The organism is Mycobacterium sp. 1245801.1 (assembly GCF_001673055.1).
GTDB lineage: Bacteria > Actinomycetota > Actinomycetes > Mycobacteriales > Mycobacteriaceae > Mycobacterium > Mycobacterium europaeum_A.
This window is the reverse complement of record NZ_LZKY01000063.1, coordinates 115,430-129,134: the sequence shown is the minus strand read 5'-3', so window position 1 is coordinate 129,134 and position 13,705 is coordinate 115,430. Positions and strand designations below refer to the sequence as shown.

Sequence of the window (13,705 nt, the reverse complement as noted above, 5' to 3'; positions counted from 1 at the left end):
CCCGCCCAAACCATCCCCCGACACCCTGCCGGCCGAACGCCGATTGTCGCCACCGTGCCATATCTTGGAGCGTCCGAGACATGACTGATCGAGACGGAGGGCGCGTGCTGGACGACGACACAACGCTGTCGCCTGCCGACCTGCTCGAGTCCAACCGCGGCCTTCAGGCCTCGCCGACCGTCCGCCTGCTGGCCACGTTGAACCTCAACCTCTATGCGACCCTGATGGAACGCCAGCTCAGTGGCGGTGTGGTCCCCGAGACCGACCTGGTCATTCGCCTCGAGCGCGACCTGGCCGAACTCGACCAGTCGGGTGAGCAGTCCGGCCTGGCCCTGATCAAGTCGTGGGCCAGCCAGGGCTGGCTACACCGGGTAGCCGACCAGCGCTCCGGGCTCGAACGCAACCTGTGCTATCTGACCCAGGAGGCGCGCCGCGCGCTCGACTTTCTGCGGGGCATGCGCCGTCAGGACACCATCGCCACCGGCGGCTCGATCAACGGCATCGCGTCGCGGCTCAAGCAGATCGCGTTGCGGGTCGGCAACGACCCCGCCCGCATCCGCGCCGGCATCGAAGCCGAAATCGCCGCTCTGCAAGCCGAACTCGACGCCCTGGAGCAAGGTGCCGCTTCGGCTGAGGCCAGTCACGACGTCGACCTCACCGACGCCTACGACGAAGCCCACGCCATCGCCCTGCAGATGGAACGTCTGATCACCGACATCGGCCAGTACGGGACGATGATCGAACGGGCCACCGCGGCCCTTGACGAGCCGATCGACAGCAACGTCGAATACCGTGACCGTCAGCGTCGCATGTACGCCGACTACGAGGCCGCGTGGGACTCGCAGGGCCGCGACTCGCACCGTGCCTTCCTGCGGATGATCAACGACCCGGATCAACGTGCCGAGTTCGAAGCCGACGTCGCCGCGGTCGCCCAAGCCCTGCCGGCCCTCGATCCCGCCCTACGCAAGGTGATGGCCGGCTTTTTCGAACTCGTCGGTCACCAGATCGATGAAGTGGAACGCATTCAACAGCGCTGCGCGCAGCGGGTCAAACGGTTCACCGCATTCGGCACCCTCGAGCAGAGCCGCGGCGTGGCCCGTCAGCTCAACGAGGCCATCGGCGCCGCGCGCAACCTGCTGAAGGCTTCGCTGACCGATTCCCGCCTGGACATCGAACTTCCGTTGGCCCGCCACGCGTTCAGTTCGGTTGGGGCGCTGAGCTTCCGGATCGGTGACCTGTCCAATCCGAAGCCGGCTCAGGCCGCTGAGGGTGAGGTCGACCTCGCCAGCTTCGCCGCACTCACCACGCAGGTCGACGCGCCCGCGATGTCTGAGATGATCAACACCGCAATCAGCTCCGGGGCCAAGCTGTCGCTGCCGGATGCGGTCGCCATGCTCGATTCGGCCTATCTGGGCCACGTCATCGTGTTGTGGTCGTGGGCGCTCAAGCAACCGGAATCCGAACAGGTTTCCGAATCGGTCACCGTCCGCTTTCAATCCCTGGACGGGCGCGACCGCGAGATGGAGGTGCCGTCCTTGATGTTCACCGAGCCGGTGTCCAGTCTGCTGGGAGCCACTGCGTGACCGTCGAAGAAACCGTCGACTACAGCGGATTCTCCGCACTCCCCCAGGTCGACCAGACCGCGCGCATCCCGCACCAGCGCCGGCCCCGGTTCGACGGCGACGTATCCGAGCTGCCCGACCGGGCCTGCTGGGCGCTACAACAGCTGCTGACTCGCCGCTACATCAGCGCCGAGGCCGACCGCGACATCTACACGTGGGTGCAGGAATACCGCGCCCAGCTGTCCGTCAGGCTCTCGGAACTGGATCTGTTGCTGCGCGTCGTCGAGGGCACTTCCGAAACCGACGGGGTCGCGTTCGTCGAGCAGGCCCGCTACGAATCCGCCCGCGGCGTAAAGCTTTTGCGCCGCGAGCCGCTGGGCACCTACGATTCCATCTTGGCGCTGCACCTGGCGCAGATGATGCGCGCCTCCGGTGATCAGGCCGTCGTGATCAGCCGCGAGGAAATGCACGGGCTGTTCTCCGGGGTCCTCAACGACGTCGACCGCGACGCCGTCACCTTCGCCGCGCGCATCGACGGCGCCATCGCCCGGCTGGCGTCGCTGGAAATCCTGCGCAAGACGCGCGACGACGAGGACAGCTACACGGTCAGCCCGGTCATCAACGCCGTCATGACGGCCTCGGTGATCGCCGAGCTGCAGCAGCAGTTCGAGATTCTCCTGGGCGGCGGGGTCCCCCAGGAACGGGGGCAAGGCGACGAGGAGGGACCCGAGGATGACTGAACAGTTCCACCTGGCGCGCCTGCAGGTCATCAACTGGGGTGTCTTCGACGGGTACCACTCCATCCGATTCAGTGCAGGCGGCGCGCTGATCGCCGGCGCCTCCGGCAGCGGCAAATCCTCACTCCTGGATGCCATTTCGCTCGGCTTCCTGCCCTTCAACCGCCGCAACTTCAACGCCTCCGGCGATAACACCGCCGCCGGGTCGAGCGCCGGCCGGCGCACCGTCGACAAATACGTCCGCGGCGCCTGGGGCCAGCGCAGCGACGCCGGCAGCAGCAAGGTCATGTATCTGCGCGGCGACGGCACCGCCTGGTCGGCGGTTGCCGTCACCTACCGCAGCAACACCGGACGCACTGTCACCGGCCTGGTGCTCAAATGGCTCACCGGTGAATCGCGATCGGACTCCTCGAGCCGGTTCGTGCTGGCCGACGGCGACCGCGACATCGAGAACGTCTGCAACCGCTGGGCCGCGGGACGCTTCGACGCGGCGGTGTTCAAAGACGATTGGCGGTTCTCCACCAAGGTGGAGTCGCAATACCTCGCCCAGTTGTATGCGACCATCGGCATCCGGGCGTCCGACGCCGCGCAGCAGTTGCTCGGCAAGGCCAAATCGCTGAAAAGTGTTGGTGGGCTTGAACAGTTCGTCCGGGAGTTCATGCTCGACGAGCCGGCCAGCCTGACCCGGCTGCCCGAGGCGCTCAAGCAGATCGACCCCCTGGTGGACGCCCGCGAACTGCTGGCCGTCGCGCAACGCAAACGCAAGATCCTCGGCGACATCGAGAAGATCCAGCAGCGCTACGCCTCGGAGTCCTCCGACCTGGGCATCATCGATCTCGTCGACCAACCGATGGTCCGCGCCTACACCGATCACGTCCGGCTGGCGCAGTGCCCCGCGCAGATCGAATCGCTCGACGCCACCATCGATCAGCTCGGCAACGAATATGAGGACGTCACCCGCCAGCTCAATCTGGCCAAGGCCGAGGGTGATTCGCTCAACGCGCAGATCAGCGGATCCAGCACCAGCCCGGGTCCGCTGCAGTCGCAGGTGGCCGCGGCCGAGGCGCACGCCGAGCAGGTGTCGCGGCGGCGGACCGCCTATGAAGCCCTGCTCACCGCGCACGGCCTCGACGTCCCGGAAACCGCGGACGAATTCTGGAACCTGCGTGAGGAACTCACCACCCGCGCCACCGAGCTACTGGCAAAACTGGACCGCGGCCGCGAAGCCTCGACCGATGCCGAGTACGCCCAGAAGGTTGCCCGCATCGCCCGCGACGACGCGGCCAAGGAACTCAAACGCGTCGAGCGCGTCGGGTCGGCGCTGCCGGAGTTCGCCCTGACGATGCGTGAAAACATCTGCGCCGCAGTCGGTATCCACCCCGGTGAGCTGCCCTATATCGCAGAGCTGATGGATCTACGACCCGAACACAGCCGCTGGCGCGTCGCCGTCGAGAAGGTGCTGCGCGGCGTTGGTCTGCGGCTGCTCGTGTCCGACAGCCACTACGCGGCGGTGCTGCGGTTCGTCAACGAAACCAACATGGGTGGTCGGCTGCAGCTGCATCACGTCCGCGCCAGGTTCATCGGCGCGCAGATCACCGAGGCGGAGCCGAACACGTTGGCCGGCAAGCTGTTCGTCGTCGACCCCACCCACGACTGCGCCGCCGAGGCCGCCGACGTCATCGCCGCCGCCGGCGATCACATCTGCGTCGACACCCCCGACGTGTTCCCCCGCTTTCGGCGCGCCGTCACCGACACCGGCCTGTACAAGGACTCCGAACGCCTGGCCATCAAGGACGACCGCCGACCGCTCAAGCAGGCCGACTACATCTACCAAGGCGACGTCGCCGCCAAGGTCGACGCGCTGACCGTGGATCTGGCCAACGCCGAAGAGGCGTATCGACGCGCCCGCAGCGTCGCCGACGACATCGCCGCCGAACGCCAGCAGTGGCGGGACCGGGCCGCGGCGTTCAAGGCGATCTGTGATCAGTACGAGCAGTGGACCCATATCGACACCGAGACCGCCGACGGGCACGCCGACCGGCTGCGCGAGCAGTTCGAGCTGCTGCTGGCCGACAACCCCGATATCGAGGCGCTCACCGCGCGGGCCGAGGAGTGCTGGGAGCAGATCCAGACCCTGATGACCCGGCGCGGCGCGATCCAGACCCGCCGCGACGACCTCGACGGTCGACGCACCCAGTTGCTCGAGCTTTCCGACCGGCTCGCTCCGGCTTTCGTCTCCGAGCCGCTGACCGATCTGTTGAACCGCTACGCCGCCGACCTGCCCGTCGCGCTGGACATGCTCAACCCCGAACCGCACCGCGACGCGCTGTTCACCGCCATCCGGCGGGAACGCGAGCAGCTGCGCGAAAGCCGCAGGCGCTCATACGATGAGCTCGCGCGGATCCTCAACACGTTCGACACCGCCTTCCCCGACGCCATCCCCAACGACAGCGACGTCTTCGACGAGCGCGTGCACGATTACGTAGCGCTGTGCCGTCACATCGACGAGCGTGAACTGCCCGAGGCCTACGAGCGAATGATGCGGCTGGTGACCGAGCAGGCACCTGACGCCATCCTGACCCTGCACCGGGTCGCCGAACAGGAGGCTCGGCGGATCAGCGAGCAGATCGAACGCGTGAACACCGGGCTGGGTGCGGTGGAGTTCAATCGGGGCACCCGGCTCACCCTGCGCGCCACCGCGCGCAGCCTGACCGCGGTCGCCGAGCTCACCGAGATCGTCCGGGCCATCTCGCGGCGCATCGCCGAGGTGGGCCTCGGCGACAAGCAGGCCATCCTGGACCAGTACGCCGACATCCTGCGCCTGCGTAATCGATTGGCCTCGACGGCTCCAGAAGACAAGGCGTGGACCCGCGACGCCCTGGACGTCCGCAACCGCTTCACCTTCGACTGCGCCGAGTGGGATGTCAGTAGCGATGAGCTGATCCGCACGCACAGCAACGCCGGTGACAACTCCGGGGGTGAGCAGGAGAAGCTGATGGCGTTCTGTTTGGCGGGGGCGTTGAGCTTCAACCTGGCGAATCCTGAAAGTGCGGACAACAAGCCGGTTTTCGCTCAGCTCATGCTCGATGAGGCGTTTTCCAAGTCCGACCCACAATTCGCTCAGCAGGCATTGCAGGCCTTCCGCAAGTTCGGTTTCCAGCTCGTCATCGTGGCGACCGTGCAGAATGCCACGACCATCCAGCCGTACATCGACAGTGTGGTGATGGTGTCCAAGCGCGAAGCCACCGGCCGCAACTCGCGCCCGGTGGCGACCGTGACCACCAAGACGATCACGGACTTCACCGCGTTGCGGCATGAGATGCGGACGTCGTCGGCACTGGTTGCGGCCGGCGTGTGACGCGCTGACCCTTTTTGGGATCGGTAGCCACGCGAAAGCGCAAAAATTTCGCGAGTTTCGGCGTTGAATTTCCGATACCAGCGAAAGGGCACTGCTGTGGCCATCAACGAAATTGCGAGGAAAGTCGTAGGCGCGGCGCTGTTGTCGTGCGGTGTCGTGGTGGCCGGACTGGGGCTCGCCCTCGGCACCGCACAGGCCCAGCCGGGGCCGGTGCCGCAGACGCATGGCTTGGCACCCGAAGACGGGCCGGTGCCGCCGGGTGCGAGCGGGCCGTACACCTGTTGCCCCGAAGACCAAAAGACCGGGCTGCACCCGCAGACCGGGCGCGGATGCCCGGGGACGCAAGTCAACTGGGACGCCAGTCAGTGCCACACCTGGTACGGCGTCGTCTGGGGGCATGGAAACGCCGCCCCCGGGATCTGGGAGGGCGGTCCCCCGCCTCCGGAGGCGACGCGCAAGCCGTGGTGCGGGTTTCCGTTCATGTGTTCAGGAACGCCGTGATGTACCGGTGGCGGCCCATCCGCCGACCGAGCCCTGACACACAGGCGCATAACGACCGCTCATTTTCTGCTCAACGCGGGATCTACATCTTCGACCGCTTCAAACTTCGGTTGATCTAGGAGGATGTATGACCATCGCTGGGAAGACCGTGCTGGTGACCGGCGCGAATCGGGGCATCGGTAAGGCCCTGGTCGAGGAGGCGCTGCGGCGAGACGCCAAACACGTGTACGCCGGCACGCGCCAACCGGCGGCCGATCCGGATCCGCGGGTCACCGCCTTGAGCCTGGACGTGACCGACGCCGCGCAGATCGAGCAGGCCGCGCAAAAACTCGAATCTCTCGACATTCTCGTGAACAACGCCGGCGTGGCACTCTACGACGACCTGAGTGATCGCGCGGTGCTTCAACAACACCTCGCCGTCAATCTCTTCGGCACCTCCGACCTCACTCAGGCCTTGCTGCCGTTGCTGATTCGGTCTCGGGGCGCCATCGTGAACAATCTTTCGGTGAACGCGCTCGCGCCACTGCCACTGATTCCGGCCTATTCGATTTCCAAGGCGGCCGCATTCAACTTCACTCAGTCTCTGCGAGTTCTTCTCGCAGGACAGGGTGTCAGCGTTCACGCGGTCCTGACCGGCCCGGTGGACACGGACATGACCCGGGGCCTCGACATACCCAAGTCGCCAGCAGATTCCGTGGCGCGCGCCATCCTCGACGGGGTCGAGCAAGGGGCCGAAGAAATCTTCCCCGATCCGATGTCGCAGTCGGTCTCGCCGAGCTGGTATGGCGGTGCGGCCAAGGCACTGGAACGTCAGTACGCGGCTCTACTGAATCGCTGAAGCCGGAGCCGATCCGCTGGGTGTCTCAGAATCCACGCCTGGGTACTAGCCGGCCGGCGGACGGCATTCGTTGGCGCCCGGATCCCACCACCAGCCGTTGTCGCATGCGAGCGGTTGCGGCCCGACACCCAAGGGGCGGCACACGTTGGCCGTCGGGTCCCACCACTGGCCCGGGTCGCACGCCAAGGGTTGCGGCCCGACCCCGAGCGGTCGGCAGACCTTGCCGGTCGGGTCCCACCACTCGCCGTCGGCGCAGTCGGCCTTGCTCACCGCCGGCGTCAACACCGTCACGGCTGCCATCGACGCGAACGCCAGCATGACGATGACGACAGCTTGGCGAATGAATGTCCTCATGGGGACCTCCCCTCGTGACTATTCACTAATCGAACCCAGCCCAGGCATGCAGGTCAATAGCGTCTTCTGCGCTACGGCAACGGCCGGGCGCCCCCATTGGCGGGTGTCATGTCCGCTAGCGCCGGCGCTAGCGGACATGCGATGCACCGATTGGGTCAAGGACAGCGGCGTCGGAGGCGTGCCGATGAATTCCGGACACAGGACCGGTCAGACCTTTCGGACGGACAAATCGAGAGCAAAGGTGGAGCCATGTCCCCCGAACACACGGCCTTGCCGCCGGTCGTCGATCACCAAACCTGGCGTGCCGCGCTGGAGGAACTGCGCAACCGCGAGAAGGCCGCCACCCGCGAACTGGACGCGATCGCCGCCCAGCGGCGACGGCTGCCCATGGTCGAGTTGCCCGACTACACCCTGGTGGGTGCCGACGGGCCCATCCGCCTGGTCGACGTGTTCGACGGCCGCTCGCAGCTGATCGTCTATCACCACATGTGGGCCGACGGCGCGGAATGGCAGTGCAGCGGGTGCACCGGCTTCACGTCGCAATTCACCCGACTGGAATTCCTCGAGAACTACGACGCCCGGTTCGTCATCGTCACCAATGGACCGATCGAGGAAGCGCTGGCCTACAAGCGGAGAGTCGGCAACCGGATGCAGTGGTACTCGTCATCGCAGAGCCCGTTCGCCGCCGACATGGACGCGCCGCCCGGCGGCGGGTTCGGCGTGAACGTGTTCCTGCGCGACGCCGACACGGTGTATCGCACCTGGCATACGAACGGGCGAGGCACCGAGCAACTCAGTCACTCGTTCGGGCTGATCGACATTCTGCCGTGGGGCCGGCAAGAGGAATGGCTCGATTCGCCGCCAGGTTGGCCGTCGCGGCCCACCTACTCGGGGTGGCTCGACTCCCCCGCCATCGCGGCCGCGTATGGATGCACGACGACTGAGGCCAAACCGTGAGCGCCGCCGAACGTTTCGTCGTCACCCGCACCATCGCTGCCACCCCGGCGGCGATCTTCGCAGTCCTCGCCGACCCGTCCCGCCACCAGAACATCGAGCCCACGGATTGGGTCCGCGACGCCGTGGACACCGCGCCGATCACCGGCGCGGGACAGATGTTCTCGATGAACATGTACCTCACCGCCGCGGGCGGCGACTACGTCACGCACAACCTGGTGCATGTGTTCGAGCGGGACCGCACCATTGCCTGGATGCCTGGGGTGCTCGACGACGCGGGCAACCACACGCCGGGCGGCTGGTTCTGGCGTTATGACCTTGTGCCGAACGGTGATCGCACCGACGTCACCCTCACGTACGACTGGAGCGGTACGCCGCAGGCCTTCCGGGACCGGGTTGGCGAGATGCCCATCTTCGGCGAGGATTACCTCGCTACCTCCCTGGTCGCTCTCGAGCGCTCGGTCGCTGGTTGACCAGCTAAACGGTCAATCCCAGTTCGCGCGTAGGCCAAAGGTGTCGCTGAGTCCTTGCCGCCCGGCGTCGGTGAGCATCACCGCGCGGCGTTGATTGATGTGACGGATCCAGTCCAGATCGAACAGGCGTCGGGCAAGCGCGGACCCGAGCGCGCCGGCGAGGTGATGGCGTTGTTCGGACCAGTCCACGCAGTAGCGGATCATGGGCTTGCTGCGATCGAGAGGGGCCAGGTCTATTCCCAAGGCGCTGAGGGTTTCTCGTCCCCTGGCGGTGAGCTGGTAGGTCAGGTCTGCGCCCGGAGCCGACAGCCGGTCGGCTGCGGCGGCATCCGGACGGTGGCGTCCGTCGCCGCCGGCGATCAGCTCCCGGTCGAGCATCGCGCTCATGATCGCAACGCCCAACCGCCCGGCGAGGTGGTTGTAACAGGTGCGGGCGCGCCGCAGGGCGTGCGCACGTGTCCCTTGGCGCAGGGAGCGGATCGGCTCGGGCGCAGCGATTCGGGCGAGGGCCTCCAAGGCTTCGGCGACCGGTGGACCGGCCAGACGGAAGTAGCGGGCGCGGCCTTGACGATGCACGGTCAGCAGGCCGGCATGGACCAGCTGGGCAAGGTGTTCGCTGGCCGTCGAAGCGGCCACCCCGGCTTCGGTGGCCAGCACGCTCGCGGGCAGCGCACGCCCGTCGAGCAACGCCATCAATACCCGTGCCCGAGCACGCTCGCCGATCAGTGCGGCAACACTGCCGATATCGGCGTCACCGCCATCCCGGACGGCGACCTCGAGTGCGGGATCGCTGGGCATGCCACCACGATAGGTGGAGGACATTTCGGGCGGCACCGAAGCAAATCGGCATCACGATGGGCCGATGGACACCGACGACACCGCGAACACGACAGCCCCGCCTGGCGCGATCGAGGCAGTGGTTCAGGCTTGGGAAAGCGCCCTGGCCGCTCACGACCTGGACGCCCTGCTGGCCTGTTATGCCACCGATGCGACCTTGGAAAGCCCGCTGGTCGCCCACATCACCGGCACGGACGGAATCCGCCGGGGGCACGCGCAGCTACGGCCGTTTCTCGCCGAGGTGGTAGCTCGCACACCGAAGCTGCGCGCTTATCACCGGGCCGGCTTTTTCACCGACGGTCGGCGGGTGACCTGGGAGTATCCCCGCGCGACGCCTGACGGTGAGCAAATGGACTTCGTCGAGGTGATGGAGATCGAGAGCGGCTTGATTCAGGCCCACCGGGTGTATTGGGGCTGGCGCGGCGTCGAGGTCCTGATGAACGACGAATACCACCGGGATTCCTAGCGTCGGCGACTTTAACGCGCGCCTCTATCCATTCGGCAAGGTAGGGGCGAACAATACGGAAATGGCTCTGAAAACCCGGTCGCACTGGGTGCTCGGGTACGCCCTCTTCGAACGATTCCCCCAACTCGCCCTCGCCGGCGAACCGACCCTCAACGACAGCACCCTGCTGCACGGAGTCAAGCACCTCCCAGTCCATCTCGGCCCCGCCAGGGTCAACGCCGGCTGACCGCGCTACCGACTAACCACATCAGCCGAAACCGGTTGCGGGACAACGGTATAAACGCCAACTGCGGCCCTTGGGGCCAGGCGTGTCATCCGGCCGGCTATCGGCGTTCGGCGCCGTTCCCCCTTCGACACGGGCGCCGACAGGGCGCACACTTGTCGAATGCAGGTATGTCATTTCATCGGCGTTACGCCGAGCGCACCGCGTCTGGCCGCGCCACCACCCTGGCCCCGGGTTCGGGCCTCGATGTCACCGCGACCGACGTGACGTGGCCCCAGCAGCGCCGGACGCTGAACGGCCTGTCGGACATACGCGCGTTCTTCCACACGAACAAGGTGCCGCTGTTCTTCATCTCGCCCACGCCGTTCAACCTGCTCGGCGTTGACCGGTGGATACGAAACTTCTTCTACCTCACCTACTTCGACTCGTTCGAGGGCACGCACTCGCGCGTATTCGTGCCCCGGCGGCGCGACCGCCGCGATTTCGACTCGATGGACGAGGTGTGCAGCCATCTGCTGTCCGATCCCGAGACGGTCGAGTTCATCGCCGGGAAAGGTGCCGGCGGCAAGTGCTGCTTTGTCATGCTGAACGAGGAAATCCAGGCACTCGCGCGGTCGGCGGGCCTCGATGTCATGCATCCGCCGATCGAGTTGCGCCAGCGCCTGGGTTCCAAGATCGTCATGACGCGGTTGGCCGACGAGGCGGGGGTGCCGAGCGTGCCTAATACGATCGGGCGGGCTCACTCCTACGACGACCTGCTGGCGCTCGCGCAAAACGCCGGATTGGGAGACGACCTCGTCATTTCGATCGCTTACGGCAACGCCGGCAGCGGGACATTCTTCGTGCACGGTCAGCGCGACTGGGACCAGCACGCCGGGGATCTGGTAGGGCAGGACCTCAAGGTGATGAAGCGGATCCGCAATGTCGAGGTGTGCCTCGAGGGCGCCGTGACCCGGCACGGCACCGTGGTCGGCCCCGCGATGACGAGTCTCGTCGGCTATTCGGAACTGACTCCGAGCCGGGGCAGCTGGTGTGGCAACGACATCTGGCGCGAGGTGTTGCCGCCCGCCCAGACACATGCCGCGCGAGAAATGGTGGCAAAGCTCGGCGATGTCATGCGGCGCGAGGGCTACCGCGGCTACTTCGAGGTGGACCTGTTGCACGATCTGGACGCCGACGAGCTCTACCTCGGCGAGGTGAATCCGCGGCTGAGCGGTGCCAGCCCGATGACCAACCTCACCACCGAGGCCTATGCCGATATGCCGCTGTTCCTCTTTCATCTGCTCGAGTACATGGACGTGGAGTACGAGCTCGACATCGAGGAGATCAATTCGCGCTGGGAGCGGGGCTATGGAGAAGACGAGGTCTGGGGCCAGGTGATCATCACCGAGACGTCTCCGGAGATCGAGCTCTTCACCGCGACGCCACGCACCGGGGTATGGCGGATCGACGACGACGGCCGGGTCTCCTTTTCGCGAACCGCCAACGACTGGGCCACGCTGCTCGACGGCTCCGAGGCCTTCTACATGCGGGTCGCCGCACCCGGCGACTTACGTTCGCAGGGCGCCCAACTCGGCGTGCTCGTCACTCGCTCACACCTGCAGACGGACGACTATCGGCTCAGCGAGCGCTGCCAGCGCTGGGTCAAGGGGATGAAGGCGAAGTTCGTCTCGACACCCTTGACGCCGGCCGCGCCGATCGTTTCTCGGCTCGTCGCGCGCGCGTGAGCGCCCCGGCCGGCATCGCACTGGACAACTGGCTGTCGGCGCCGTACGCGCGGTGGTCGTTCCAGCACGTCGAAGACTTCGTGCCGACCGCGATCATCTCGCGCGGCACCGGGCCGGTCGCGGCGTTGCCCGCGGCTACTGCCGATCTGTCGACGATTCCGGTGACGGGCACGGACGGCACGGACACCACCGTCGGCGCGGTATTGGCCGGTTCGGGCACCGACGGCTGGGCCGTCGCCTGCCGCGGTGCGATCGCGGCCGAGGAATATCTCGACGGCCTGGGCGCTCGGACGCCACACCTGTTGTTTTCGGTGAGCAAGTCGCTGGTGGGCGCGGTGGTGGGTGTGTTGCATGGGGCCGGTGTGATCGAGCTCGACGCGCCGGTGACGAAATACGTTCCCGCCCTTAATAATTGCGGCTATGCCGGTGCGACGGTGCGTCACTTGCTGGACATGAGGTCGGGTATCGCGTTCTCGGAGAACTACGACGACCCGGCCGCGCAGATACACCTTCTCGACCAGGCAATGGGGTGGGCACCCAGGAGAACTCCGGACGCTCCTGCCACGTTGCAGGAGTTCTTGCTGAGCTTGCGCCAGCAGCGCGCTCACGGCGGCCCGTTCGAATACCGTTCCTGTGAAACCGATGTGCTGGGCTGGATCTGCGAGGTCGCCGGCGCTCAACGGATGCCGGAGCTGATGTCGGAGTTGCTGTGGAGCCGCATCGGCGCACAATGCGACGCCACCATCGGCGTCGACGCCGACGGCACCGGGTTTTTCGACGGTGGCATCAGCGCCTGCCTCACCGACATGATCCGGTTCGGGTCGCTGTTCTTGCGCGACGGCGTCTCGCTGACCGGCCGGCAAGTGGTGCCGTCGGCGTGGATCGCCGACACCCTCGACGGCGGACCCGACTCGCGTCAGGCGTTCGCCGCCAGCCCCGACGACAACGAGATGCCCGGCGGCATGTACCGCAACCAGATGTGGTTCCCCTACCCGGGCAGGAATGTCGTGTTGTGCCAAGGCATGTGCGGTCAGATGATCTATGTCAACCGCGCCGCGGAGGTGGTCGCCGCCAAGTTATCCACGCAACTGAAGACTCATGAGCCGCACATGTCCGACGCCCTGCGCGCCTTCGACGCGGCGGCACGCGAATTGGCTGGACTCCCCGGCTAGTCGACCGCAGTCAGTCGGATATCTCGGCGAGCCGTTCGGCCGAACTCCGGATATTCTGCATGTCTGTCTTGCTTTGGAGCAGCGCACTTTTGACGGCCTCGATCGCGCCATCAGGATCGGAAGGGAATCGAATGCCCTCACCCCGTTGGCCGGCCGCACTCGCCGTTTCCCTACTGGCCGCCGCGGCACTGCTCAGCACCGCCGGCGTCGCGGCCGCGACCCCCCAAGATGACGCGTACCTCGCGCAACTGCGTGCCGTCGGCCTGACTTGGCCGCCGAAAACGGACGAGGCCCTGATCGCCGAGGCGCACGACGTGTGTTACGACCTGACCTGGGGTTGGACGCCGCAACAGATCGCCGACGATCTGCACGCCCGGTTGGACACCAAGGGCGTGACGCTGCTGGACGTCGGGAGCCTGGTCAACGCCGCCCACTCGATCTATTGCCCCGGCAATGTGTGCGACGCCCCCAGCCTTTGCACCTGAGGACCCCCGCCGAGCGAC

14 protein-coding genes are annotated in these 13,705 nt (G+C 66.4%); 12 read left to right on the top strand and 2 right to left on the bottom strand.

Annotation, left to right across the window (positions count from 1 at the left end; translation table 11 throughout):
* Positions 1 to 80 precede the first annotated feature (80 nt).
* The 5 genes from A5622_RS04005 to A5622_RS03990 all read left to right on the top strand — a co-directional run bounded on the left by A5622_RS04005 (position 81) and on the right by A5622_RS03990 (position 6,996).
* Positions 81 to 1,583 carry a DUF3375 domain-containing protein gene (locus A5622_RS04005; protein WP_066876801.1) on the top strand — a complete coding sequence of 501 codons (1,503 nt, stop codon included), beginning with the start codon at positions 81 to 83 and terminating at the stop codon, positions 1,581 to 1,583.
* The gene (locus A5622_RS04000) at positions 1,580 to 2,302 is read left to right on the top strand and encodes a DUF4194 domain-containing protein (RefSeq protein WP_066876800.1); all 723 of its coding nucleotides are present in this window, start codon (positions 1,580 to 1,582) and stop codon (positions 2,300 to 2,302) included. Before A5622_RS04005 ends, A5622_RS04000 begins: the two co-directional genes overlap by 4 nt.
* On the top strand, positions 2,295 to 5,657 hold the full coding sequence (locus tag A5622_RS03995; RefSeq protein WP_066876798.1) for an ATP-binding protein: 3,363 nt from the start codon (positions 2,295 to 2,297) through the stop codon (positions 5,655 to 5,657). Before A5622_RS04000 ends, A5622_RS03995 begins: the two co-directional genes overlap by 8 nt.
* Before the next feature lie 96 nt (positions 5,658 to 5,753).
* Complete coding sequence (locus tag A5622_RS28880; protein ID WP_156749135.1) at positions 5,754 to 6,158, top strand: hypothetical protein; 405 nt, start codon at positions 5,754 to 5,756, stop codon at positions 6,156 to 6,158.
* A gap of 127 nt (positions 6,159 to 6,285) precedes the next feature.
* Positions 6,286 to 6,996 (top strand): SDR family NAD(P)-dependent oxidoreductase, encoded by a 711-nt coding sequence (locus A5622_RS03990; RefSeq protein WP_066876796.1) that lies wholly within the window; start codon positions 6,286 to 6,288, stop codon positions 6,994 to 6,996.
* Positions 6,997 to 7,041: 45 nt separating this feature from the next.
* Here the strand turns inward: A5622_RS03990 and A5622_RS03985 are convergent, their stop codons facing one another.
* Entirely contained in the window at positions 7,042 to 7,350 is a 309-nt protein-coding gene (locus A5622_RS03985) for a hypothetical protein (protein WP_066873232.1), read from the bottom strand.
* 249 nt (positions 7,351 to 7,599) lie between these two features.
* Here A5622_RS03985 and A5622_RS03980 point away from each other — a divergent pair, with 249 nt between their 5' ends.
* Entirely contained in the window at positions 7,600 to 8,307 is a 708-nt protein-coding gene (locus A5622_RS03980; protein ID WP_066873235.1) for a DUF899 family protein, read from the top strand.
* The gene (locus A5622_RS03975; protein ID WP_066876794.1) at positions 8,304 to 8,777 is read left to right on the top strand and encodes an SRPBCC family protein; all 474 of its coding nucleotides are present in this window, start codon (positions 8,304 to 8,306) and stop codon (positions 8,775 to 8,777) included. The genes A5622_RS03980 and A5622_RS03975 overlap by 4 nt, the downstream gene beginning before the upstream one ends.
* Positions 8,778 to 8,789: 12 nt before the next feature.
* Here the strand turns inward: A5622_RS03975 and A5622_RS03970 are convergent, their stop codons facing one another.
* A complete protein-coding gene (locus A5622_RS03970; protein WP_066876792.1) occupies positions 8,790 to 9,575 on the bottom strand; it encodes a helix-turn-helix transcriptional regulator in 786 nt (261 codons plus the stop codon).
* A 64-nt stretch (positions 9,576 to 9,639) separates the two neighbouring features.
* On the opposite strand from A5622_RS03970, the gene A5622_RS03965 reads away from it, so the two are divergent.
* The 5 genes from A5622_RS03965 to A5622_RS03950 all read left to right on the top strand — a co-directional run bounded on the left by A5622_RS03965 (position 9,640) and on the right by A5622_RS03950 (position 13,687).
* A complete protein-coding gene (locus A5622_RS03965) occupies positions 9,640 to 10,080 on the top strand; it encodes a nuclear transport factor 2 family protein (RefSeq protein ID WP_066876883.1) in 441 nt (146 codons plus the stop codon).
* Between the two features lie 61 nt (positions 10,081 to 10,141).
* Positions 10,142 to 10,306: a hypothetical protein gene (locus A5622_RS28875; protein ID WP_156752828.1), complete on the top strand. Its 165-nt coding sequence runs from the start codon at positions 10,142 to 10,144 to the stop codon at positions 10,304 to 10,306.
* A 167-nt stretch (positions 10,307 to 10,473) separates the two neighbouring features.
* Entirely contained in the window at positions 10,474 to 12,030 is a 1,557-nt protein-coding gene (locus A5622_RS03960) for a biotin carboxylase (RefSeq protein WP_232002844.1), read from the top strand.
* Positions 12,027 to 13,202: a serine hydrolase domain-containing protein gene (locus tag A5622_RS03955; RefSeq protein WP_066876790.1), complete on the top strand. Its 1,176-nt coding sequence runs from the start codon at positions 12,027 to 12,029 to the stop codon at positions 13,200 to 13,202. The genes A5622_RS03960 and A5622_RS03955 overlap by 4 nt, the downstream gene beginning before the upstream one ends.
* A 131-nt stretch (positions 13,203 to 13,333) precedes the next feature.
* Positions 13,334 to 13,687 (top strand): DUF732 domain-containing protein, encoded by a 354-nt coding sequence (locus A5622_RS03950; RefSeq protein WP_066863034.1) that lies wholly within the window; start codon positions 13,334 to 13,336, stop codon positions 13,685 to 13,687.
* Positions 13,688 to 13,705 lie beyond the last annotated feature (18 nt).